The organism is Streptantibioticus rubrisoli (assembly GCF_024436055.1).
GTDB lineage: Bacteria > Actinomycetota > Actinomycetes > Streptomycetales > Streptomycetaceae > Streptantibioticus_A > Streptantibioticus_A rubrisoli.
Map to the genome: position 1 here is coordinate 23,458 of NZ_JANFNH010000019.1, position 23,054 is coordinate 46,511.

The following is a 23,054-nucleotide window of genomic DNA, read 5'->3' on the forward strand; positions in this document are numbered from 1 at the left end:
GAGCCAGCACGCACCTTTCCACCCGGGGCACCATCCGCACACCTCACCCATCCCGAAGGACGGTCCCACCGTGGACTACATCAAGCTCGGAAACAACATCTCCCCGATCTGCCTCGGAACGATGAGCATCGGAGAGCCCGACCGCGGCTACCCCGCCTGGACACTGCCCGAGGAGGCCAGCCGACCGCTGACAAGGCAGCGGTGGAGGCCGGGATCAACTTCTTCGACACCGCCAACGGCTACTCCGACGGCTCCAGCGAAGAGATCCTCGGCCGAGCGCTGCGCGAGTTCGCCGCCCGCGAGGACGTTGTGATCGCCACGAAGGTCTACCCACCCGATGCGGCCTGGGCACCCGAACTCCGGCGGCCTCTGACGCAAAGCGATCATGACCGAGGTCGATGCGAGCCTCACCCGCCTGGGCACCGACTACATCGACCTGTGGCAGATCCACCGCTTCGACGAGACGACTCCGCTCGAGGAGACCCTGGAGGCGCTGCACGACGTCGTCAAGTCGGGCAAGGTTCGCTACATCGGCGCATCCTCGATGCACGCCTGGCACTTCGCCAAGGCCCTGCATCTGCAGCATCTGCACGGCTGGACCCGCTTCGTGTCGATGCAGAACCACTACAGCCTGCTCAACCGCGAGGAAGAGCGGGAGATGCTGCCGCTGTGCGCCGACGAGAAGATCGGCACCGTTCCCTGGAGCCCGCTGGCACGCGGCAAGCTCACCCGCGACTGGGACGAGACCACCCACCGCTCCAGCGCCGACGCCTTCACCAAGACCCTGTACCTGCAGGAAGAGAGCGAGAAGACGATCGTCATGGAAGTCGCCGCCATCGCCGCCGAGCGCGGCGTCTCCCGGGCCCAGGTGGCATTGGCTTGGGTCTCACGTAACCCCGTGGTCTCCGCACCGATCGTCGGCGTCACCAAGCCGCACCATCTCCAGGACGCGATTGACTCACTCGGCGTACGCCTGACGGATGCGGAGACTGCGCGCCTGGAAGCCCCCTACACGTCGCAGCCTGGCCGGTTTCTGATCCCTCTTGACCACAGGAAGATGACATGACGCACGACCTCATCACCAGCTCGTTCAACGCAGCCTCCACCGCAGCCGAAGTGGTCGACGGGAACGACCTCCACAGCAAACGATTGATCGTCACCGGCGGTTCCTCCGGCATCGGCATCGAGACCGCACGCGCACTGGCCGGTGCCGGCGCCGACGTCCTCATCGCCGCGCGCAACCCGGAGGCCGGCCACGGCGTGGCCGACGACATCAACACCGGCCTCGACTCCCCCCGCGTCACGGTCGCGCGGCTCGACCTCGCAGACCCCTCCTCGGTGCGACGCTTCGCCGCCGAGTGGGACAAGAAGCCCCTGCACGCCCTGATCCACAACGCCGAGCATCATGGCGACCCCGTTGACGCGGACCGCGCCCGGCTGGGAGCTCCAGTTCGCCACCAACCACCTCGGCCATTTCGCACTCGCCAACGCCCTCCACGACGCCCTGGCGGCCGCGAACGGCGCCCGGATCGTCTCGGTCAGTTCCCGCGGCCACCTGCGCTCGCCCGTCATGTTCGACGACATCAACTTCCTCGAGCGCGCGTACGATCCGTGGCTGGCCTATGGACAGTCCAAGACCGCCAACGTGCTCTTCGCCGTCGAGGCGAACCGGCGCTGGGCTGACGACGGGATCACCGCGAACGCACTGCACCCCGGAGGGATCATGACAAACCTGGTCCGCCACCTGCCCGAACACGTGATCGAGGGCTTTCGCACGGACCCTGCAGCTGTGTACAAAACCCCGGAACAAGGAGCCGCGACATCCGTGTTCGTGGCCACGTCACCCTGCTCGAGCAAATAGGCGGCCGTTACTTCGAGGACTGCAACCAGGCCCTGCCCTACGACGGCGGCCCGGAGCCTGTCGGCGTGGCCGACCATGCCCTCGACCCCGAGGCGGCATTGCGCCTCTGGGACGTCTCGGAGCACGCCATCAGCAGGTGAGGCGCTCGGGCCGCGAGGTCTCACATGCGGTCAGCATCCAGGACCGCACGGACGAACGCCTCGGGCGCCTCCTGCGGCACGTTGTGGCCGACGCCCTGCAGCGTGCGGTGGGCGTAGGGACCGGTGAACTTGCTGCGGTAGGCGGCTCCGTTACCAGTAGGGGTGAAGGGGTCCAGCGCGCCGTCGAGGGTGACGGTGGGCACGTGAACGGGCGGGCCTTCGGCGAGCTTCGCCTCGAGGCCGTCGTAGCGCGGGTCGCCCGGTGCGAGACCGAGACGCCAGCGGTAGTTGTGGATCACGATGGGAACGTAGTCCGGGTTGTCGAAGGCCCGGGCCGTGCGGTTGAAGGTGGCGTCGCTGAAGTGCCAGGTCGGCGAGACGTTGCGCCAGATGAGCTTGGCGAAGTCGTCCCGGTACTTCGCGAGCCCCAGCTCGCCCCGAGCGATGGAGAAGTAGTACTGGTACCACCACGCCCACTCGGCCGTCGGAGGCAGCGGCTGCTGCTGGGCCTTCCGGTTGGTTATGAGATAGCCGCTCACGGAAACCAGAGCCTTGCAGCGTCGTGGCCACAGAGCGGCGATGATGTCGGCGGCGCGGGATCCCCAGTCGAAACCGCCGAGGACTGCTCGCTCGATCCGCAGGACATCCATCAGCGCGATGATGTCCTGCGCGAACACCACCTGCTCCGCGTTACGGAACGTCTTGCCGGACAGGAAGGTAGTCGTCCCGTAGCCGCGCAGGTAGGGCACGATGACGCGGTAGCCGTGCCCGGCCAGCAGCGGGGCCACCTCGACATAGCTGTGGATGTCGTACGGCCAGCCGTGCAGCAGGATCACCACGGGGCCATGGGCGGGTCCCGTTTCCGCGTAGCCGATGTTCAACTCGCCGGCGTGGATCTGCCCCACCACCCCGAAGGACGGAACACGTGAAGTCTTGTCAATCTCACTCGCCGGCGCGCGCGTCTGAACGGCCGCCGAGGCCGAGGAGGGGTCGGACGTCCTCCCACATGAGGCAGCCGCTGTGCTCACCGTGACCATGCCCAGGGCCTTGCCGAAATTCCGCCTGCCTATCACCTGAGAACCGTCCTAACGTGTCCACTGGCCTGGGGGATGCCGCACGCGACAAGAGGCACGGATGCGGTCATCAACCCGGGGAGCTGGCGGGTCTTGCGCACCGGCCGCGCACAGCCGGCAACGACTCCACGCGCGCCTCGCCGTCCTAACCAGTCTCAAAGACGACTCTCGCAATGCCACGGATAAGGCGCCCACAGACCGCGTCCGAACGGGGTACAGCTGCCACACCTCGCGTCCACCGACCGGTGTTCCCACGAGTGCAGTCTGCTCGGAGGTCCACGAACAATCGATCAAGCTGCAACGATCCGCCGAGGGAACCGCTTTCGCCCGAGGGCGAGTGCGGGGTGCGCTGCCGCTCCCGCACGATGCCCTGCACTCCCGGCCCGGCGGTACGCGTGGCGTGAGTATCGGCGCCGCCAGTCATCACGCCGCATCTGCGTCGAGCACGCCAACGCCGAACACAGGCAGTGGCGCCCACTCCAGCGGTACACCGGACGGCGGGAGACCTACGCGGACACCCATCGGGCCATCGCCGCTTTGGTCTCCGATCGCGCTGCCACCCGAACCTCCACCCGCAAACCGAGCACCGAACTCGTCCTCGTGCAGCAAACAGCCCGCTCAGCGACACCAGCCACGCCACCAGGCAAGCACGCACCAACCTCAATCGCCGACCACGTCGTAACTGGTACTTGGTCTATGGCTCATACTCGTTCAGGGCTTTAGGGAGCTCCTGCGCCCGTTCTCTGTTGGGTGTTCCACTCTCCAAGTAGCACGCAGAGAGGCCGCCTTGGCCTTGATCGAGGTTCTGGATCGTCGTAGATGACGAACACTGGGGCGACCTGACGGCGGATCAGCGCTGAGCTTGTCGCCCGGGCTCCCGCTGAAGACGTTGACCCTCAGCGACGACTCAGCCGAAACTCAACTACCGCCTCACTGCCAGCACTTGCCGACTGCGCCGCGTCTGCATGGCGCGGCATACATCCGCGGCCTGGGGGCAGCCATGGGGCTGGGGCGAGGCATCGAGGTATGCGCAGGCCGTGGAAGCTTCGCGGGGAAGGGGCAGGTAGGTATGGAACACGAAATGCGAGCGGAGTACGAGGAAGGCGTATCCCCTCAGCAAGAAGGCGCTACGGTCAAGATTTGGCACATGGTGCGTCTGGGGGGCACCACGGCGATGTGCGGGCGGGAACTGGACCCAGCCGCTGCCACACAGCCTGCCGACGCCTGGGGCACCCCGAAGGGGGAGCCCTTCTGTCATTCCTGCGGCGCGCTGTACCTGCGTGAGGTGCCATAACCAACGGCGTCGCGAGCCGCGCATGTGTCCGGGCCCGACGCAGAGTGGCTGTACGAGTGGCGCCGCAATCCAGGCGGCGCTGGGCGTGGACCGCCTCGAGTGAGGCAGCGCGTCTTCCGGAACCGTCTCGGTTTCGGGGGTTGAGCTCGTCCCCGATCGTCCTCGGCGGCGACAGTCCGTAGTGCGCGGTATAGCGGGCCGCATCATCCACCAGCTGCGGGAGGAGACGCGCATGCTTGTGCGCGATGCCCGTCATCGCGATTCCCGTCAGTGGATCAAGGACAACGCCCGGTGCCGCGGGTCCGCGGAGCAGACGTGGATTCCGGCGTACGGGACGTCGTCCGGCCGGAAGCCAGTCTTCTGGCAGGTGAGCGTGCGCTCCTCGGTCGCCCACACCAGGTGCCGTCCGGCCGTGTCCGGGTATATGTCCGGGTTCCCCGATCCGATATGAGCGGCAGGCCCTCATAGGAGTCCACCTGCGGCAGGAGGACGAGAGGTGCGGCACACTCGGGGTAGGCCAGACTCTCGGGCCAGCCCCGTTCGCCGGAGGCGTGAGATGTGCGGGCTCGATCATTCCCCTGGCTTGAGTGACCGGAGTCCGGTGGACTGCGGGGCCCTCACCGAGGGCACATTCGGTTCATGAGGGACAGTCCAGACACAGCCGCGCAGCAGGCCGACGCGGCGCCGAACCCGGCGTCCGGGCGCGAGCCGGCGAGCCCCGCCCGTGCCTTCGTGCTCGGCGGCGGCGGGGCGCTGGGAGCGCACGAGGTGGGGATGCTGAAGGCACTGCTGGAGGCCGGCCTGCGCCCCGATCTCGTGGTGGGCACTTCCGTCGGAGCCATCAACGGAGTCGTGGTCGCCGCCGATCCGGCGTGTTCGGCGGTGGACCGCTTGGCCGACCTGTGGTCGAAGCTCGGACACGCGGGCGTCTTCACCGGCTCGCTGCTGGAGCGGCTCGGCACCGTCGTCCGCAGCGGTACCCACCTGCACTCCGCGGCACCGCTGCGCGCACTTCTGGAGACCCACCTTCCCGTTGATCGACTTGAGGACCTGGCGGTGCCGTTCCAGTGCGTGGCGTCGAGCATCGAACGCGCCGCGGAGCACTGGTTCGACGAAGGCCCTCTGGCCGACGCCGTCCTCGCCTCCTGCGCGGTGCCGGGGCTGCTGCCTCCGGTGCGGGTGGGCGACGAGCACTACCTGGACGGCGGTCTCGTCAACAGCATCCCGGTCGGGCGCGCGGTAGCCCTCGGCGCACGCGAGATCTACGTGCTCCAGGTCGGCCGCATCGAGTCTCCGCTCAGCCCGCCGCGACTGCCCTGGCAGGTCGCCATGGTCGCCTTCGAGATCGCGCGTCGCCACCGCTTCGCACGGGACATGGCCGACCTGCCGCCCGACGTGGCCGTGTACGTGCTGCCCAGCGGCGCTCTCGTCGGAGAGCCGCGCGGAACACTTCGGCAGCTGCGGTACAGGAGGTTCGGCGAGACCGCACAGCGCATCGAACGCGCTTATGCCGCGTCGTCCCGCTACCTGAGCGCTCTGCCCCTCGACAGCGGGCGACGATGACCGGCGCCCGGGGCGATGGCCCCATCAGAGCCGCCCGCGTATCGGTGCTGACCGGGATACGCCGGATCGTCACCACCACGCTGACGGCATGCCTGGTGCCCGTGACGGCCGCGCTGCTGCTGGTGGTCAGCGTGCTCACCACACCCGTCTCGGCGTTGCGCCACGGTCGCTGGCGGCTGGTGCGGATCTTCACCTTCGCCCTGCTCTACCTCCTGGTTGACTTGTTCGGGGTGGTGGCGGCCGGGTGGGTGTGGCTGCGGTACGCGCCCGGCACGCGCGATGCCCGCAATCGGCGCACGGCGGCCACCTTCGCCTTGCTGGACCGCCTGCTGCGGGTGCTGCGGCTGGCCGCGGAGCCGATGTTCGGGCTGGCGGTGCGGGTGACGCCCGCTGTACCGCGAGCCACCAACGCCACACCCCCGGTGATCGTCCTCGTGCGGCACGCCGGGGTCGGCGACTCGTTCCTCGTGCTCCATCTGCTGCTCGACCGGGCCGGGCTGCGCCCGCACACCGTCCTCAAGCGGATGCTCCGCTTCGACCCTTGCCTTGACGTGATCATCGGACGGCTGCCGCACTGTTTCCTGCCACCGCGCAGAGGCAGCACCGCGGAGGACGCGGTGCGGAAGCTGGCGGGTGGACTGCGCCGCGGCGACGCCCTGGTGCTCTTTCCCGAAGGAGGCAACTACAGCGAGCGGCGGCACCGCAGGGCCGTGGCATCGCTGCGGCGGCGAGGCAAGGCCCGCACCGCTGCGCGGGCGGCCCTCATGCGTCATGTGCTGCCACCGCACGCCGCGGGAACGCTGGGGGCGCTGGCGGCGGCGCACGGAGCTGACGTGGTCTTCGTCGCCCACACCGGCCTCGACACCATCGTCTCGCTGCCCACCCTGTGGGCGGGGATTCCGCTTCGCGAACCGGTCCGCGTGCACTGGTGGCGGGTTCCGGCAGCTGATGTGCCCGACGGGGACCGGGCCCGCGAGGAGTGGCTGCTCACCCAGTGGGGCCAGGTCGACCGTTGGATCGCCGACCACTGACCGGCACGCTCCGGGCCGTCGTCGTGCGGCCGCTCCCGTTCCCGTCCGAGCACTGGCCCACGAGGCCGCGGATGTGCCCAGGTCTGAACGGTGCCAACGTCCTGTTGTCGCTGCTGGACACCGCCTACTGGTCACCTCTGAGGGAATGGTCACCGGTGCGCGGCAGTAGCGACCCCAGTGGTCCCAGATCAAGGTTCAAGTCGTCCATCGTCAGCCCGTAGCGGCTGCACAGCGCGGACATTCGGTCCTCCAAGAGCATCAGCGTCACACCGATCCGCTCTTCCTGGTCCTCGCTCAGGTCGCCGATGTCGACGCGATGGAGCGCGGTGCGCTCCATGAGCTGGCGGAGCAACTCCACGACGGTCAAGACGAGCCTGACCAGGTCGCGTTCGACGGTGTCCGGGTCTAGGGCGAGTCTTTCGGCGGCCTCACTGTGGGGATGGCACCGGCAACTCGGTTCGGTTGGTTCGGACATCTCAAGTCCCCTCCCAAGAGCCGACACCGCTGTCAGTGATCGACTCGATGACTGCGCGCAGGTTGATCCGCACCAGGTCAACGTCGGCGATGGACAACACCAAATCCCCGGCCAGCACCACACCTCCGGCCAGCAGTCGGTCCAGCAGGTCGATGAGCGCGACCTGCCGACCGACGGCGCAGGTGTCGGCGTCGCGGACGGGCGCGCCCGGCGCGGTTGGTTCAATGCCCATGGGCGTCCGCGGGTGTCGAACCGTCGTGGGCGGCCGTCGTGGAGGTGGAGAACGAGTACGGAGCCCACGGCCCGGTGATCTCGATCCTGACGCCCACCATGCCGTCGGCCTGGGAGCGCACGGCCCGTTGGAACCGCTGCGTGTGCTGCGAACGCACTAGGAACGCGTAGTTGGCCACGTTCTCACCCGACCCGGCGGCCACAGCGCCGTTTTGCTGTGGGCGGTGCGCGACACCCGCAGTGGCGACTTCGCCCGCGGCCTCGGCCACCCTGGCGGCAACCGCTTCCGCCGCGTGCACCACGTGCTCGTGCACGCGGCGTCGCGCGCGGCGCTGCCGGAGGTAGTCCCGGCCGGGACCGGCGCCGGTCGTGCCGCTGGGCACCGGTGCTGCGGGGGTGGGCGCGCCATGGGGGTCGGCATAGACCTTCACCCCCCACTCCACGTGTCCCTCCAGTTGCCCGAGCAGCCGCGCCAGTTCGTCGGCACGGTTCCGCAGCATGTCGGCGACCCGGGCGTCGTCGAGGAACACCGTGGCCAGCCGCATCGGCAGTACGGTCGTCTCCTCCCATGCCGCGGCCACCACGGCGTGATGTGCACGGGCGATGGCTTCGAGCTGATCGAGGCTCTCCAGCTGGGACTTGACTCCCTCCTCGCTGAACTGGTCGGCAGGCACGCTGGACACCAGCGCGCCCAACTGGCCTCCGAACACCGCGCGCAGCCCGCGGTGGCCGGATGCCGCGGTGCCAGCGGCGGCGGCCGACTCCAGTGCCGGACCGCGCTGTCCGACGGCGTACACATAGCTCACGCAGTCATCGCTCATGTTCTGTCTCCACCGCTCGCAGCCGATTCACCTCGGCGCGCAGCCGCTCGTTCTCCACGGCGAGTCGCTCGGACCCCGAAGTCACCTCGCCGTCTGCCCCGCGGGCGCGAGAGGAGAGGGAAGGGTCGTGCTCCCACCAGTCGATTCCCATCTCCTTTGCCTTGTCGACCGACGCGACCAGTAGCCGGAGTTTGATGGTCAGCAGTTCGATGTCGAGGAGGTTGATCCGGATGTCGCCCGCGATCACCACCCCTTTGTCCAGGACCCGTTCCAGGATGTCCGCGAGGTTCGCCCCCGACCCCTGCTGGTGGTAGGGCGACATGCTTGAGGAGGCGCGGCCCGGAAACATGTCAGCCATGTGCCATCAGCCCCATCGGCTCGTTACCGTCGGCGGGCGCGCTCCGCTCGGGCGGTACGGCCACGACCGGCGCCGTCGCGCCGTCCCGCCTCGCCGCCGCGCCGTCGTGTTCGTGCGGGACGGGCTCCCTGGACTCGTCCACCTCGTCGGCCAGGTCGCGTATCCCGCCGCGCCCGACCGAGCGGCTGACCCCGCTGCCGCGCCACGCCCCTGCCTCATTCCTGTCGGCCCGCTCAGTGCGGTCCCCGTATGCCTTTGGGAACATGCCCGGCCCGATGTCCGTCTTGGTCTTCTTCGTGTGCCCGAGGAAATATTCCCCGACGACGGCGAGGCCGATGTTGGCGTTGGTGGTCATCTGTCGTCCACCTCGTTCTCCTTAGCCCTCAAGGCGGTTGGCGCGGGCAATGGGTTATGCGCTGCCGCGGCGACGCGCTTCCAGCCACTCGATCTGGTCGAGCAACTCGTCCTCGCGCCTGTCGAATTCGGCCTCGTCGATCCGCCCATCGATCAACTGACGTTCCAGTTCGGCAAGTTGCCGCCGAAGGGGCGCCGGGTCGTAACATTGCCGCTCGGCCGCGAGTACCAATTGGTCGATCACCCATACCGTCCCCTCCACGGGGGCGAACGGAAGTGTCAGAATCCGTGTCACCAGGCCCATCGCGCAGGCCTCAGACGAAGCTGTACGGCGGCAAAGGGCCGTTCAGGCTGAGCGAGTACTCCGCTCCGCGCCGCTCGGCCTCTTCCCACACGGCCTGTGAGAACGGCTCCGCGTTGTCCCGCTTCACCAGGAACGAGACGTTCAGGAAGTTCGCGTCCTGCTGCTCGGCGGCGCGGTGCCGTACCGCGAGGGATTCCAGCTGGGCCACGATGCGTTGGGCCTCTACCAGGTTTCGGCTGTCGATCTCAGCGGACAGCAGCTCGCCGAGCGCGACCTTCTGTTCGTGCGCGTCAGGGTTCTGCCGGGTGAACTCGTTGAGCCGACGCACCTCCTCCGACTCGGCGACGATCTCCCGCAACAAGGCGTCCTCGTCGCGGGAGGCCTTGAGGTTGAACTCCACACAGCCGTCGAGTTCCCTCAGCCGTTCCACAAAGGCGTCGCGCTGGTTGTCCAACGCGGTGAGCACCTGCTCGTCGTCCGGGGCCACCAGACCGAACCGCATCGGCAGCACCGCGCCGTCGGCGAGCAGCCGTTCCAGCACACCCTGGTGGGCGGCGAGATCACGGCGTTTGGCTCGCAGCCCTACCGGGGCGTCGCTGACGACCGCGCTCAGTGCCTGCGTCCCGAGGGCGCGCAGTTCACCGGCTGGATCCCCGACGCCCTTCACGCCGTTGAGCCGGAGCGGGTGGTCCGCCGATGTGATCGCGTAGACGTAGGTGGACACCGCTCAGTCCTCCCGCTTGCGTGCGGTTCGACGGCTCGACGACGCCGTGCTGCCGCGCTCCGACTGGCTCTCGGGCTCCGAATCGCCGCCCCGCCGCAGGGAATCACCCAGCGCCTCCACCGCTCCGGCCAGGGCGCCCTTGGACTTGCCCTTCGCTCCGTTCTCCGTCGCCTCCCCGACGATGTCGGTCAGCTGCGTCGGTGCCTTGCGGCCCGACTCCAGGTCCAGGCGGTTGCACGCTTCGGCAAACCGCAGATAGGTGTCCACACTGGCGACGACGACGCGCACGTCGATCTTGAGTATCTCGATGCCGACCAAGGAGACGCGCACGAACGCGTCGATGACCAGCCCCCGGTCCAGGATCAGTTCGAGGATGTCGTACAGGTTGCCGGTTCCACTTCCGGCCACTGCTGGATTTTGTTGCGGAACAACCGTCATGGCTCCCTTGCCCTCCCATGTTTCGTGTCGCGCCTAGCGGTCCAGTTGGCCTCGTGCATAGCGGTGCGTCCGTTCATAGCTGACGAGTTCGCCGTCACTGTCGAGTGCCACCCGGTAGGAGGCCATCACGCTGGTGGTATCCGGGATACGCTCGATCTCCACGACTTCGACGTTCGCTGACCAGCCCTCCTCGGTGGCTTTGATCGCGGACACCTGAATCGCCTGGCACTGCAGTAGTTCGCTCAGTTGACTTGCGGCGGCACGCATCGCCACGCCCAGCGGGGTCCCGTTCTCCCGCGGCCTGCGCTGGTGGGTTTGCCGGTTGTCGTGCTGGTGATCTGTGGTGGTCATGCCTCCGCCCAATCGATCACGCGTCGGGGTGCTGTTTAGGGGGCACCGATTCCTGTTCGCGAACCCCCATCGGCTGCCGAACGCCTGCCCGAGCGAGGAGAAGGTATGCACCGGGAGGCGCGTTGGGGACGGGCGACGGTGTCCGTTGCGCGAGGCCACTGGTGAGGAATGCGCCAGTGGACACCCGGAGTTGACGGTCACACTCATCGTGATCAGCCGGGGAAATCGCGCCGCGATGGCCACACGCCGAAACCTGGAACCGGGCGACCGCGTCCTGCTCTACACCGACGGTGTCGTGGAGGCTCGCGACGAGGACGGTGCGGAGTTCGGCCTCGACAAGTTCACTGACTTCATCATCCGCTCCTCCGCCGCTGGCGAGTGCCCGGCCGAGGTGCTGCGGCTGCTCATCCACTCCATCCTGGAGCACCAGCCCAACCAACTGCGGGACGACGCCACCATCCTGCTCTTCGAGTGGCGCCCGCAGTCCCGGTGACGCGTATTGCGTCGCGGCTCGCTGTGCTCGTCCGCGTCGGCATGCGTGGTCTTCTCGGGAAGCGCCCCTTCGGCGAACACCGCGCGGCTGAAGTTCTCGAACGCCTCGTTGACGGCCGGGGCCAGCTGCGCCCGCCGGGCGCCGATCTCTGGTGCGGCCGGGTGGTAGACGGACTCGCTCATCACTACCTCCGAGGGTGATCGGGTGGCGGTCGGGTCCACCGGTCGCGGTGCCCTGCTACACGGCGGTGCCTCCCCCAGATCTTCAGAGTCGCACCTCCGATGCGCCCGACCCTGTCGCTGGCTTCTGTCGGTATCCAAGGCGTCTCGTCAGCACGCTGACGCGCCCTACCCGCCCTGACACCAAACTGATCGCCAAGCCGACCGAGTCGGAGCCGGCCCCTGTCATCCGGGTGACCCTCCGTCCGGCACCGAGCTGATCGGCCGCCGCGGGGGACGAGCCCAGGAAGAGCTGCGGATGGCACATCTTCGGCACTTTCCCGGCCTGCGGCGTCGCGCGGGTGATGGGCCAGTCCGGTGTTCGCCGCCTTGTAGATGGCTGACGGCCCCAGGGGCGGCTGCGGTGCCGGATGGGTGACCGAGCCGCAAGGGCGTTCGGCCGTGGGCGGTAGCCAGAAGGTCCGCGCCCCCCTGGGCGTCGACCGGCTGGAACCGTTCGTCGAGCCGTCGCTGTGCCTGGCCCACCTGCCCCCCTCGAACAGCGACCAGGCCGTGCGAAGAAACCGCGCGCCCAGCACTGACCAACACCCGAACCCACGGAATGCTCATCGGCTACACCTCGCCCGTCCGCGGCCCCGACGGATCAGCGGTTCAGCGGTCGCTGCCCCGCCGTGGATCAGCACGGCCACAGCCCACTCCGGTCCCCACGCCCAGTCCGGGGGACCCTCTGTGCTTGGCGTACCGGTGGCACTAAGGTGCGGGCCCGTCGGATGTCAAGGGGTGCGTCATGAGCGGCTTCGATCCTGGGGCCGAGCACGCGAAGTGCCGTGCAGCGCTGCGGGTCACCATCGCGCGCCTGGCGCGCCTGCTGCGTGAGATATCCGATCAGGACGCACCGTCCGGGGTGCCGATCTGGACGGTGGGGGACGTCGCCGCCCACCTCGGTACCGTGTACCTCGCGTTCTGCTCCGCTCTCACTGGTGAGTTCGAGGACTGGGCGGGCATCCTGCCGCCGGACGAAGGCACGTTCGGCGATCGTCTCGCGGCCTTGAACGCCTCAGCCGTGCGCCTCTTCGACAGGGACGAGCGTCGGCGTCTCGCGGACTTCGTCGCCGAGCGGGGCGAGACCTTCCTCCGCGTGACGGAAGGCCTCGGCCCGGACGCCCCGTTCGCCGCACCGTGGTACGGGCAGGGGACGGTGCTGACGCTGGCGACGGCCACCGGGCTGCTGCTCAGCGAGAGCCTGCTGCACGGACTCGACATCACGCGCCGTAGCAAGCTGGCGTGGGCGATCGAATCGGACCATGCGCGGTTGGTACTGGGCCAGGTGATGCCGACGATGATGCCGCTGACGCTGGACGCGTCGCGGGCGCGGGGTGTGAACGTCGCGTACGACGTCGTCATCAGGGGCGGCCCACGGCTCGCGGTGGTCATCGACGGCGGCGCGGCGACGGTCGTCCGGGACGCGCCGCCGCGTGCCTATGACTGCCGGATCTCAGCGACGCCTCTGGCTTTCCTGCTGGTTGCCTTCCGGCGCACGCCCGCCTGGAAACCGCTCGTGCGCGGCCAGATGCGAGCGGGTGGCCGCAGGCCGTGGCTGGCCCCGCGGCTCACCCGCCTCATCACGAGCCCGTGACGGGTGCCCGCCCGGTGCCAGCGGCATGCGCCTGGCCATCGACGGCCACCTCGCAGGCGCATTGTCGACCACGCCGCCGCAGCAATCCTGAGGCCTCAGTGCCTTGCGCACAGCCCAGAACGGCGAGGAGGCCGTCGTGTCAGGGGATTTCCTCGATGCGTTCGCGGTTGAGCAGGTACGTGGGTAGATGCGGCTGCTTCGGGTCGATGGGGAAACCGTAGTCGTAGGCAAGGCTCGCCATCGCGAGCGGTCCGAGTGCTACCCGGGCGCGCGGCGCCGCCGACTCACCCCAGTAACTCCCGTGCTCCGCAAGGGCTTCGGCGAGCGCTTGGCTGAAGGCGTTGCGGTCGCCCGTGATGAGTCGGTGGAACAGGGCGACCGGCTGGTAGTCGATCCGGTTGACGAAGTCCTTCGGCGCGTGGGTCAGGGAGCCGGGCACCGATGTCTCCATGGTGGCGAGCAGCTTCTTCACGACCTCGTCCATGGAGGGGCCGGAGAAGTAGGTCTGCAGGGTGTCGATCCAGTGCAGAACGTACTCGTCGACACCATCGTCCTGTCGCAGTGTGGTCAGCGGCACCTGGCACAGCCGATTGATCCGGTCCTTCTGGCGGCACACGATCGCGAGGTAGAGGGCGTCGAGCCAGGCACGGGCGTTCGCGGGCGGTTCGGCGGGCGTGGCGGGCAACTGCCTGACGAGGTCCTCGCCCAGGTGGCATTCCTGCGGCTGCGTGCCGGTGAACAGTGCGGTTCCGAGTTGTACGGAGGTGGCCCAGGCGTCCCAGGTGGTCAGGTGCGCGGCGTCGGGATCGGTGCCGCAGTGGGCGTGCGCGAGTGCGAGGGCGGAGGTGAAAGCGTCGCCCAGTCCTGCCGGGTCCTGGGTGAGGCGTGCTATGGACTCGGCTGTGGCGTTGGTGAGTTCGGCGATGTTCGGAGCCTTGGCTGCGGCGCGGGTGGCGAGTCGGCCGGTGCGGTCGAGGCGGACCAGGCCCCTCATCAGGCCGAGCAGTTGCGGCGGCGGCTGCAGGGAGAAGGTGCGGGTGGCGTGGTCGATGACGGTGAGCGAGGTCAGGCTGCCGCGGTACCACCAGTAGACCCGCGGGGACAGTGCGCCCGGCCCGTCCTCGTGCGCGCGCAACGCGTATGCCGCAAGGCCGTTGATGGCATCGGCCACGGAGCCGTCGGCGATCGGGTGGTATGCCAGCAGGTGCCGGTTCGGCACGGCGACGAGGGCACCGGCGTCCGGCAGCGGCTCGCCGACCAGTTGCTGGGCCACTTCGGACAGGAACAGCGCCTTGCTGGCGGTGAACGGCGAGTCTCCGTAAACGGAGTGCAGTCTCGCCCGCCCCTCGATGGACACTTCCTCGTGTTCGACGGGTACGCGCATCAGGTTCTCGTAGGCCGCCTGCCCCAGTTCCTCCAGCCCGGCGCGCTCCACGTCTTCGTCGGTGAGGATCCGCACGCTGGTCGGCCCGTCGAGGGCGTAGGCGTAGACAAGCCCTTCGGCCACCACGCGGGCGTAGCGCATGGCGTTGGCGAGTTCAGGCGTGAACGACTCGACGGGCAGCAGCCGGGCGTGTACGCCACGCAGCAGTTCCTCGGCGCTCTCGCCACCCCGGCTTGCCCGCCGCAGAGCGGCGAAGTGGTCGGCAACCAGGTCGGGCCAACGGTCCTGCGGCGCGTGGCGGCACTTGTGCGCCAAGTTGTGCAGGGAGTGGTGGTGACCGTCCTGGGAGTAGGGCGCGGCAAGTGCCCGTAGCCGCGCGGCCTGCGCGGAAGTCAGCATGGGCAGGCCGGGGTCGGGGGCGTGCGTGGCGTTGGAGGTGTCGTCGTGTTTCATCGACGCGACTCTACGAGGCGCAGGTGACGGCGGGGCGCCGAGGTGTACTCACAGACCTGGCGAGGAGCCGGAAGCTCAACTCAAGCTCGACGGCCAGCCGTTAGCACGGGGTTCGGCGCCGCACCGAGGGCTCGCCGACGGCGCGGGGGCGCCCGCAGTCCGCCGTGTCCAGCACAGCCCGCCGCTCCACTGCCTGCGCCGCCACCCGCGTCCAGGCCGTCCCATCCCCCACTTCCCGAACGGGCCTGCGGACCACGCGCTGACACGATTCGGTCAACCCTGGCCTGATCGTCTAGGGTCAGGGGCCGTTGTCCGTCCACAGACACTCACGGGGGAAATCCATGGCCATGCCTCCGCAGCAATACCCGCCGCAGTACGGCCCCAACGCACAGCCGGGCGGCCCCAATCCGTACCAGCAGCAGCACCCGCAGCAGTTCGCCCCGTACCCCGCGCCGCACGGCGTACCGAACCCCGGTCCGTACGGCGCCCCCGGTCCGTATGCCGCCCCTGGCCCGTACGTCGCGCCGCAGCCCGGTCAGGTGGCCAACTGCTTGGTGTGCGGTGGCTTTCCGGCGGTGAACGTCACCATTCGCGGCCATCAGGGTGTGCTCGTCGTGATGCGGTTCATCTACAAAAGGGGCTTCTTCTGCCGGACTTGCGGCACGGCCGTGCGCCGCGACATGACCGGCAGGACGCTCTGGCAGGGCTGGTGGAGCCCGCTGTCGCTCGTGATCTTCACCCCGTTCACGCTCATCTGGAACCTTTTCATGCGGGCCAAGCTCAACAAGCTCCAGCCGCCCGCCCCGGGGACGCACGGTAGGCAGTTCGACCCGGGTGCGCCGCTGCTCAGGCGTGCCCAGGCGCTGGGGTTGCTGGTGCCGGTGCTCTGGCTGGTCTTCATCTGCGTTGGGTACGCGCGGGGGCAGTAGGGCAGACCCGGAGCGACCGAGCCGTGCGCGGCCGGTGTTCGGCCTCGCCATCCGAGAGCTGAACCCACGTCCGGCGACGCATGCAGCATTCGACCGCCTCACTGCCCTGGAAGTCACAAGCACCTCCCCGAGTAGGTGCTTTCACCTCAGGCCGTAAGGCCAGGGGGCAGCCACGTCAGGGGGCGGTCGGCGGGATGTTGTGGTTGAGGCGGAACAGGTTGCCCGGATCGTAAATGGCCTTCAGTTCGGCGAGTCGACGGTACGCGGCGGGGTCGTAGGCGCCGCGCACCTGGTCGGCGGTGGCGTTCGTGCCGTACAGGAAGTTCAGGCTCTGTCCCGCCGACCACGGCTGTGTCACCTTGAGCAGTCGCTCGTGGAGGGCCAGGACACCGGTGAGGTCAGTTCCCGGGGCGAGCTTCGACAGGAAGCCCACGACGTAGCGCGCATCGCGGTTGCCGACGGCGTTGGGTACGGCGGGCCGCCGGGCCAGCGCACCACCGAGATGCCGGATCTCCACGATGCACCGGTCGGGCGCGCCGGGTCCTGCCAAAGCGAGCAGGGAGTTCACCGCGTCGGCGTCCAGTTCGCGGACGAGCGTGCTGCTCGCGTGGTAACTCATCGGCTGGGACGGCTCGTTGTGGATGGATCCGCAGGCGCCGTACGGCATGTCGGCCACGGTGTCGATCAGGCGGGGCCCGACCGCGCGCAGCGGGGCGACCAGTCGTTCCCCCTCGGCCGCATCGCCCGCGTGGATGATGCGCACGTGGGCGACATGGCGGCCGCGCAGCGGTGCCGGGAACGCCCTTCCGGTGGCCGCGCGGGGCCAAGCGCTCCGCTGGGAGTGCGGCGACGTCCCGTCGATCGCCTGCACGCCATTGTGGCTGGTCGCGTAGTTCCCCGCGCCCCTTCAGGGCGCTGCCGAACCGCAGCGGACTTCGCCCGGCCTGCTCACTCCGTGCTGGCCTCTGCACCGTGGTCGGACCGCGCCGAGGACGGTGCGAGCGCCAGGTCCAGGGCGCCAGCGCAGGGGACCGTAGCGCCGCGCGCCAGGTCGCCCCATCACGCCCCTCCACGAGCACGCACAGTGCCATGCGGCCGCGCCCGGCCTCACCGCTCACGCGGGCCCGAATCCAGGCCCATGCGGTGCCCCGCCGACCGCGCCCCGCCGGTCACGGATAATCGGGCGGGACCCAACGAACGAGGAAGCAGCACACGGCCATGACGGCGACCGCCGAACACCAGCACACCGACGACCAGCCAGACGCCACGAACGGCGACACCCCACCCGAATTCGGGCCGGGCCTGGACCCCAAGCGCCTGCAGCTGTGCCTTGAGGTCCTCGCCGAGCTGGACGACCTGCCCATCGACCACCCGGACGCCATCACCGTCCGCAAAGCCGTCGCCCACATCTTCCGCACGATCAAGCAGCGCCGCCGCCAAGAGAGCCGGGCGCGCAAGACGGCCCACGACCGCGCGGTCACGGCCGCCACCGCCACCGGCGCGCCCGGCAGGATCGACGACGAGACCGCGGGCGTCTTCGGGCTCACCAGCCCCACCACCGGCGAGATAGCAGGCATCCTGCAGCGCCCGCGCTCCTGCTACATCTGCAAGGCGCGCTACGTCGAGGTGGACGCCTTCTACCACCAGCTGTGCCAGGACTGCGCCGCCCACAACCGCGCCCGTCGCGACGCGCGTACCGACCTGACCGGCCGCCGCGCGCTCCTCACGGGCGGCCGGGCCAAGATCGGCATGTACATCGCGCTGCGGCTCCTGCGCGACGGCGCGCACACCACCATCACCACCCGCTTCCCCAACGACGCCATCCGCCGCTTCACCGCGATGCCCGACAGCGCCGACTGGCTGCACCGGCTCAAGATCGTCGGGATCGACCTGCGTGACCCGGCCCAAGTCGTCGCGCTCGCCGACTCGGTGGCCGCCGCGGGTCCGCTGGACATCCTCATCAACAACGCCGCACAAACCGTGCGCCGCTCCCCCACCGCCTACGCCGAACTCGTCGCGGCCGAGTCCGCGCCCCTGCCCGCCGGACAGCTGCCCGCCAGCGAGGTCATCGGCCGGTTCGGCAGCGGCAGCATCGAGCACCCAGCCCTGCTGCCCAGCCAGGCGAGCGGAGAACACGACCGCCTGGGCGCGCAGAAGGTCACCGCGCTGGCGCTGGTCACCGGTTCCGCCTCCCCGGAGAGGATCGCGGCCGGTACCGCCATCGACGCGGGCGGGCTCATACCTGATCTGGCCGACTCCAACAGCTGGGTGCAAACCGTCTCCGAAGTCGAGCCCGTCGAGATGCTCGAAGTCCAACTGTGCAACTCCGTCGCGCCGTTCATACTCGTCAGCCGACTGCGCCCGGCGCTGGCGGCGTCGTCGGCGAGGCGCAAGTACGTGGTGAACGTCTCCGCGATGGAAGGCAAGTTCAGCCGTGGCTACAAAGGCGCCGGACACCCCCACACCAACATGGCCAAAGCCGCGCTCAACATGCTCACCCGCACCAGCGCGCAGGAGATGTACCACACCGACCGCATCCTGATGACCGCCGTCGACACCGGCTGGATCACCGACGAACGCCCCCACCCCGACAAGACCCGCCTGGCCGAAGCTGGCTTCCATGCACCCCTCGACCTCGTCGACGGCGCTGCACGCGTCTACGACCCGATCATCAGAGGCGAACAGGGCGAGGACCTCTACGGATGCTTCCTGAAGGACTACGCACCCACACCGTGGTGACGACGATGCCCCCAGCACCGTGCCAGTCGGCTGGAGGCTGAAGGACTCGGCGTGGGCGCTGCCGAGGGCATCGGCGGCGCCCACCAGACGGCGGTCGAGCACACGTGGACCGTGCGTGGCTCACCGAGCTCGGCCGACGTCTTACTTCGCGAGCGGCTGCGTGAAACGCAGTAGGTTGCCGGCCGGGTCGCGGAAGGCACAGTCGCGGACGCCGTAGAACTGGTCCATCGGCTCCTGCAGTACCTCGCCGCCCGCCGCGCTGATGCGCTCGAAGGTGGCGTCGCAGTCGTCGGTCGAGAAGATGACGCCGCGCAGCAGGCCCTTGGCCAGCAACTCCGCCATGACTTGTTTGTCGGCTGGCGAGGCGTTCGGGTTCGCCAAGGGCGGTTCCAGGACGATGTTCACATCCGGCTGCGACGGTGCCCCCACGGTCACCCAGCGCATCCCCTCGAACGCAACGTCATTGCGTACCTCAAGGCCGAGTACATCCCGGTAGAAGGCGAGCGCCTTGTCGTGGTCGTCGACGGCGATGAAGCAATCGGAAAGCCTGATGTCCATGCCGTTCACACTACGGTCGAGCAGCGGCGTCCGCTCCTCCACGTCTGACCGGCCGCGTGTGGATCTTCGCGACGCATGCCGGAATGACGGCGCCGTGATCATGGCTGCGGGCCCGGTAGGCGCTCGGGCTCTCCCCGACCAGCTGGGTGAAGCGCGAGCTGAACGACCCCAGTGACGTACAGCCGACCGCGTAGCAGACTTCCGTCACCGTGAGGTCGCCGCGCCGCAGCAGCGCTTTCGCCCGCTCGATCCGGCGGGTCATCAGGTAGCCGTACGGCGTCTCGCCGAAGGCAGCGCGGAAGCAGCGGGAGAAGTGGCCCGGCGACATCAGGGCGTCACGCGCCAGCGCCGGTACGTCCAGCGGCTCGGCGTAGTCGCGGTCCATCCGGTCGCGGGCCCGGCGCAGCCGGACGAGGTCCTCGAGGTCCTGCCGTTTCACCGGGTCAGTTTCCCACACCACCGCAGTGCGGTACCGGGAGATCGCGGACGAAGGGCCGGGGTGATCGCCCCGGTGCACGCCACGGCGGAGATGCCGTCGTGCCTGGCGCGGCAGGTGGGCAGACCGATCAGGAATGGAGAAGCGCTGGTCACCGAGCCGCACCTAGCCTGATCGTCATGGACATCGCCATTCACTGGACCTTCCTCCCGCACAACGACCCGGACGCCTCCCTGGCCTTCTACCGCGACACCCTCGGATTCGAGGTCCGCAACGACGTCGGATACGGCGAGATGCGCTGGATCACGGTCGGCCCCGCCGAACAGCCCCACACGTCCATCGTCCTGGAGCCGCCAGCCGCGGCCCCCGGCATCACCGACGACGAGCGCCGCACCATCGTGGAGATGATGGCCAAGGGCAGCTACGCCCGTATCGCCCTGGCCACCGCCGACCTCGACGCCACCTTCGCGCGGCTGCGGGCCAGCGGCGCCGACGTCGTCCAGGTGCCGACCGAGCAGCCGTACGGGATCCGCGACTGCGCCTTCCGCGATCCCGCGGGCAACCTGATCCGCATCAACGAACTGCGCTGAGCGGTCCGGCGAGCGCAGCCGAAATCCCCGCACCTCGCGCCACATCCCGGCTTGGCGTGAGATGAACGAGATGCCAGGTCGCGAGCTAGTATGCGCGACGGTCGCTCGTTGGTCCGAAGCCCGGCCGGACGCGCCCCCGGCCGGGACCCAGTACCGACTGCTCGAAGCTGGTCAGAGAGCCAGGCGACGCCGACGGGAACCGCGAAGGCGGCCCCGCGCAACAGATGGAGACACCCAGCATGGCCAAGAAGACGGACACGCGGTCGTCTGCGCTGCACGTTGCCGACAGCCACGATCTGATCCGCGTGCACGGCGCGCGCGAGAACAACCTCAAGGACGTCAGCGTCGAGCTCCCGAAGCGGCGGCTGACGGTGTTCACCGGTGTCTCCGGCTCGGGCAAGAGCTCTCTGGTTTTCAACACGATCGCCGCGGAGTCGCAGCGGCTGATCAACGAGACCTACAGCGCCTTCGTACAGGGCTTCATGCCGACGCTGGCACGGCCCGATGTCGACGTACTCGAAGGGCTGACCACCGCGATCATCGTCGACCAGCAGCGCATGGGTGCTGACGCGCGCTCCACGGTCGGCACCGCCACCGATGCCAACGCGATGCTGCGCATCCTCTTCAGTCGGCTCGGGCAGCCCCACATCGGCTCGCCCCAGGCGTTCTCCTTCAACGTCGCCTCGATCAGTGGAGCGGGTGCGGTCACTGTCGAGCGCGGCGGGAAGACCGTGAAGGAACGTCGCGAGTTCAGCATCACCGGCGGCATGTGTCCACGCTGCGAGGGCCGGGGCACGGTCACCGATCTCGACGTCACCCAGCTCTACGACGACTCCAAGTCGCTCGCCGAGGGGGCGATGACCGTTCCCGGCTACAAGGCGGGCGGCTGGAACTACCGGCTCTACAGCGAGTCGGGCTTCTTCGACCCGGACAAGCCGATCCGCAGGTTCACCAAGAAGGAGCTGCACGACTTCCTCCACCGCGAGCCGACCAGGATGAAGATCGCGGGCATCAACATGACCTACGAGGGGCTGATCCCGCGGATCCAGAAGTCGATGCTCTCCAAGGACCGGGAGGCGATGCAGCCGCACATCCGGGAGTTCGTCGACCGGGCCGTCACCTTCACCGACTGCCCCGAGTGCGACGGCACCCGGCTCAGTGAGGCGGCCCGGTCGTCGAAGATCAAGGGGATCAGCATCGCCGACGCCTGCGCGATGCAGATCAGCGACCTGGCCGAGTGGGTCCGCGGCATCGACGAGCCGTCGGTGGCACCGCTGCTCGCGAAGCTGCAGCACACCCTCGACTCGTTCGCGGAGATCGGGCTGGGCTACCTCTCGCTGGACCGGCCGTCGGGCACGCTGTCCGGCGGCGAGGCGCAGCGCGTCAAGATGATCCGCCACCTCGGCTCCTCGCTCACCGACACCACCTATGTCTTCGACGAGCCCACCACAGGCCTGCACCCCCATGACATCCAGCGGATGAACGGCCTGCTGCTGCGGCTGCGGGACAAGGGCAACACGGTGCTCGTCGTGGAGCACAAACCGGAGACGATAGCGATCGCCGACCACGTCGTCGACCTGGGCCCCGGCGCCGGTACGGCGGGCGGCACGGTCTGCTTCGAGGGCACCGTCGAGGGGCTGCGGGCCAGCGGCACCGTCACCGGCCGCCATTTCGACGACCGGGCCGCGCTGAAGGAGACGGTGCGCACGCCCACCGGCACACTTGCGATCCGCGGCGCGACGGCGCACAACCTGCGCGATGTCGATGTCGATATCCCGCTCGGGGTGCTCGTCGTCGTCACCGGGGTCGCCGGGTCGGGCAAGAGCTCGCTCGTGCACGGGTCGATTCCGGCCGGCGCGGGTGTGGTGTCGATCGACCAGGGCGCTATTCGCGGTTCCCGGCGGAGCAACCCGGCGACGTACACCGGACTGCTCGACCCGATCCGCAAGGCGTTCGCGAAGGCCAACGGCGTCAAGTCCGCGCTGTTCAGCGCCAACTCCGAAGGCGCCTGCCCCAACTGCAACGGCGCCGGCGTCATCTACACCGACCTGGCCATGATGGCCGGCGTCGCCACCACCTGCGAGGAGTGCGAGGGAAGGCGGTTCGACGCGTCGGTGCTGGACTACCACCTCGGCGGCCGCGACATCAGCGAGGTGCTGGCGATGCCGGTGACCGAGGCCGAGGAGTTCTTCGGCACCGGCGAGGCGCGCACACCGGCCGCGCACGCCATCCTCAAGCGGCTCGCGGATGTCGGGCTCGGCTATCTCACCCTCGGCCAGCCGCTCACCACGCTGTCCGGCGGCGAGCGGCAGCGGCTCAAGCTGGCCACTTACATGGCCGAGAAGGGCGGCGTCTACGTCCTCGACGAGCCGACCGCGGGCCTGCACCTCGCCGACGTCGAGCAGTTGCTGGGACTGCTCGACCGGCTGGTCGACTCCGGCAAGTCGGTCGTCGTCGTCGAGCACCACCAGGCGGTCATGGCACACGCCGACTGGATCATCGACCTCGGCCCCGGCGCGGGCCACGACGGCGGCCGGATCGTCTTCGAGGGCACACCCGCCGACCTCGTTGCCGCGCGCTCCACCCTCACCGGCGAACACCTCGCGGCCTACGTCGATGCCTGACCAACTACCCTGTGG

The 23,054-nt window shown here is 69.0% G+C and carries 22 protein-coding genes and 3 pseudogenes; 11 read left to right on the plus strand and 14 right to left on the minus strand.

What is annotated here, in order from left to right; genetic code table 11:
- The first annotated feature begins 70 nt into the window (after window positions 1-70).
- Both NON19_RS17270 and NON19_RS17275 read left to right on the plus strand, forming a co-directional pair.
- Window positions 71-1,066: pseudogene (locus NON19_RS17270) on the plus strand (aldo/keto reductase).
- Window positions 1,063-2,001, plus strand: a pseudogene (locus NON19_RS17275) (SDR family NAD(P)-dependent oxidoreductase). Before NON19_RS17270 ends, NON19_RS17275 begins: the two co-directional pseudogenes overlap by 4 nt.
- Window positions 2,002-2,021: 20 nt before the next feature.
- On the opposite strand, the gene NON19_RS17280 reads toward NON19_RS17275, so the two are convergent.
- A complete protein-coding gene (locus NON19_RS17280; RefSeq protein WP_255929069.1) occupies window positions 2,022-3,074 on the minus strand; it encodes an alpha/beta fold hydrolase in 1,053 nt (350 codons plus the stop codon).
- A 1,069-nt stretch (window positions 3,075-4,143) separates the two neighbouring features.
- On the opposite strand from NON19_RS17280, the gene NON19_RS17285 reads away from it, so the two are divergent.
- The 3 genes from NON19_RS17285 to NON19_RS17295 all read left to right on the plus strand — a co-directional run bounded on the left by NON19_RS17285 (window position 4,144) and on the right by NON19_RS17295 (window position 6,962).
- Window positions 4,144-4,368, plus strand: coding sequence for a hypothetical protein (locus NON19_RS17285; protein ID WP_255929070.1), 225 nt, complete (start codon window positions 4,144-4,146; stop codon window positions 4,366-4,368).
- 639 nt (window positions 4,369-5,007) lie between these two features.
- Window positions 5,008-5,931, plus strand: coding sequence for a patatin-like phospholipase family protein (locus NON19_RS17290; RefSeq protein WP_255929072.1), 924 nt, complete (start codon window positions 5,008-5,010; stop codon window positions 5,929-5,931).
- Window positions 5,928-6,962, plus strand: a complete 1,035-nt coding sequence (locus tag NON19_RS17295; RefSeq protein ID WP_255929074.1) for a 1-acyl-sn-glycerol-3-phosphate acyltransferase — start codon at window positions 5,928-5,930, stop codon at window positions 6,960-6,962. The genes NON19_RS17290 and NON19_RS17295 overlap by 4 nt, the downstream gene beginning before the upstream one ends.
- A gap of 124 nt (window positions 6,963-7,086) precedes the next feature.
- On the opposite strand, the gene NON19_RS17300 is transcribed toward NON19_RS17295, so the two are convergent.
- From NON19_RS17300 to NON19_RS17340, 9 genes are read right to left on the minus strand one after another with little or no spacing between them, the layout of a single operon-like run.
- Window positions 7,087-7,437, minus strand: coding sequence for a gas vesicle protein K (locus NON19_RS17300; protein ID WP_255929075.1), 351 nt, complete (start codon window positions 7,435-7,437; stop codon window positions 7,087-7,089).
- Between the two features lies 1 nt (window position 7,438).
- The gene (locus tag NON19_RS17305) at window positions 7,439-7,669 is read right to left on the minus strand and encodes a gas vesicle protein (protein ID WP_255929077.1); all 231 of its coding nucleotides are present in this window, start codon (window positions 7,667-7,669) and stop codon (window positions 7,439-7,441) included.
- Entirely contained in the window at window positions 7,659-8,489 is an 831-nt protein-coding gene (locus NON19_RS17310; protein WP_255929079.1) for a GvpL/GvpF family gas vesicle protein, read from the minus strand. Before NON19_RS17310 ends, NON19_RS17305 begins: the two co-directional genes overlap by 11 nt.
- Window positions 8,479-8,847 carry a gas vesicle protein gene (locus tag NON19_RS17315; protein ID WP_255929080.1) on the minus strand — a complete coding sequence of 123 codons (369 nt, stop codon included), beginning with the start codon at window positions 8,845-8,847 and terminating at the stop codon, window positions 8,479-8,481. The genes NON19_RS17310 and NON19_RS17315 overlap by 11 nt, the downstream gene beginning before the upstream one ends.
- A complete protein-coding gene (locus tag NON19_RS17320; RefSeq protein ID WP_255929082.1) occupies window positions 8,840-9,202 on the minus strand; it encodes a hypothetical protein in 363 nt (120 codons plus the stop codon). The genes NON19_RS17315 and NON19_RS17320 overlap by 8 nt, the downstream gene beginning before the upstream one ends.
- Window positions 9,203-9,256: 54 nt before the next feature.
- A complete protein-coding gene (locus NON19_RS17325; RefSeq protein ID WP_255929084.1) occupies window positions 9,257-9,505 on the minus strand; it encodes a gas vesicle protein GvpG in 249 nt (82 codons plus the stop codon).
- Between the two features lie 10 nt (window positions 9,506-9,515).
- Window positions 9,516-10,229, minus strand: a complete 714-nt coding sequence (locus tag NON19_RS17330) for a GvpL/GvpF family gas vesicle protein (RefSeq protein ID WP_255929086.1) — start codon at window positions 10,227-10,229, stop codon at window positions 9,516-9,518.
- A 3-nt stretch (window positions 10,230-10,232) separates the two neighbouring features.
- On the minus strand, window positions 10,233-10,667 hold the full coding sequence (locus NON19_RS17335) for a gas vesicle structural protein GvpA (RefSeq protein ID WP_255929087.1): 435 nt from the start codon (window positions 10,665-10,667) through the stop codon (window positions 10,233-10,235).
- A 33-nt stretch (window positions 10,668-10,700) separates the two neighbouring features.
- Window positions 10,701-11,018, minus strand: a complete 318-nt coding sequence (locus NON19_RS17340) for a gas vesicle protein GvpO (RefSeq protein ID WP_255929088.1) — start codon at window positions 11,016-11,018, stop codon at window positions 10,701-10,703.
- Window positions 11,019-11,268: 250 nt separating this feature from the next.
- Here NON19_RS17340 and NON19_RS33705 point away from each other — a divergent pair.
- Together NON19_RS33705 and NON19_RS17350 are read left to right on the plus strand one after the other, a co-directional pair.
- A pseudogene (locus NON19_RS33705) lies at window positions 11,269-11,511 on the plus strand (PP2C family protein-serine/threonine phosphatase); the annotation flags it as partial.
- 966 nt (window positions 11,512-12,477) lie between these two features.
- Window positions 12,478-13,326 (plus strand): maleylpyruvate isomerase N-terminal domain-containing protein, encoded by an 849-nt coding sequence (locus NON19_RS17350; RefSeq protein ID WP_255929090.1) that lies wholly within the window; start codon window positions 12,478-12,480, stop codon window positions 13,324-13,326.
- A gap of 139 nt (window positions 13,327-13,465) precedes the next feature.
- On the opposite strand, the gene NON19_RS17355 is transcribed toward NON19_RS17350, so the two are convergent.
- Window positions 13,466-15,163, minus strand: a complete 1,698-nt coding sequence (locus tag NON19_RS17355) for an immunity 49 family protein (RefSeq protein WP_255929091.1) — start codon at window positions 15,161-15,163, stop codon at window positions 13,466-13,468.
- Between the two features lie 347 nt (window positions 15,164-15,510).
- Here NON19_RS17355 and NON19_RS17360 point away from each other — a divergent pair, with 347 nt between their 5' ends.
- Window positions 15,511-16,092 (plus strand): hypothetical protein, encoded by a 582-nt coding sequence (locus tag NON19_RS17360; RefSeq protein ID WP_255929092.1) that lies wholly within the window; start codon window positions 15,511-15,513, stop codon window positions 16,090-16,092.
- Window positions 16,093-16,267: 175 nt separating this feature from the next.
- Here NON19_RS17360 and NON19_RS17365 read toward each other — a convergent pair whose 3' ends face one another.
- Window positions 16,268-16,963, minus strand: a complete 696-nt coding sequence (locus tag NON19_RS17365; RefSeq protein WP_255929094.1) for a BBE domain-containing protein — start codon at window positions 16,961-16,963, stop codon at window positions 16,268-16,270.
- A gap of 347 nt (window positions 16,964-17,310) precedes the next feature.
- On the opposite strand from NON19_RS17365, the gene NON19_RS17370 reads away from it, so the two are divergent.
- On the plus strand, window positions 17,311-18,831 hold the full coding sequence (locus tag NON19_RS17370; RefSeq protein ID WP_255929096.1) for an SDR family NAD(P)-dependent oxidoreductase: 1,521 nt from the start codon (window positions 17,311-17,313) through the stop codon (window positions 18,829-18,831).
- A gap of 141 nt (window positions 18,832-18,972) precedes the next feature.
- On the opposite strand, the gene NON19_RS17375 is transcribed toward NON19_RS17370, so the two are convergent.
- Both NON19_RS17375 and NON19_RS17380 read right to left on the minus strand, forming a co-directional pair.
- Window positions 18,973-19,389 (minus strand): VOC family protein, encoded by a 417-nt coding sequence (locus NON19_RS17375; protein WP_255929097.1) that lies wholly within the window; start codon window positions 19,387-19,389, stop codon window positions 18,973-18,975.
- Window positions 19,390-19,399: 10 nt separating this feature from the next.
- Complete coding sequence (locus tag NON19_RS17380; RefSeq protein ID WP_255929175.1) at window positions 19,400-19,774, minus strand: helix-turn-helix transcriptional regulator; 375 nt, start codon at window positions 19,772-19,774, stop codon at window positions 19,400-19,402.
- A gap of 230 nt (window positions 19,775-20,004) precedes the next feature.
- Here NON19_RS17380 and NON19_RS17385 point away from each other — a divergent pair, with 230 nt between their 5' ends.
- Together NON19_RS17385 and NON19_RS17390 are read left to right on the plus strand one after the other, a co-directional pair.
- On the plus strand, window positions 20,005-20,415 hold the full coding sequence (locus NON19_RS17385) for a VOC family protein (RefSeq protein ID WP_255929098.1): 411 nt from the start codon (window positions 20,005-20,007) through the stop codon (window positions 20,413-20,415).
- A 239-nt stretch (window positions 20,416-20,654) separates the two neighbouring features.
- The gene (locus NON19_RS17390; RefSeq protein WP_255929099.1) at window positions 20,655-23,039 is read left to right on the plus strand and encodes an ATP-binding cassette domain-containing protein; all 2,385 of its coding nucleotides are present in this window, start codon (window positions 20,655-20,657) and stop codon (window positions 23,037-23,039) included.
- Window positions 23,040-23,054: the final 15 nt, after the last annotated feature.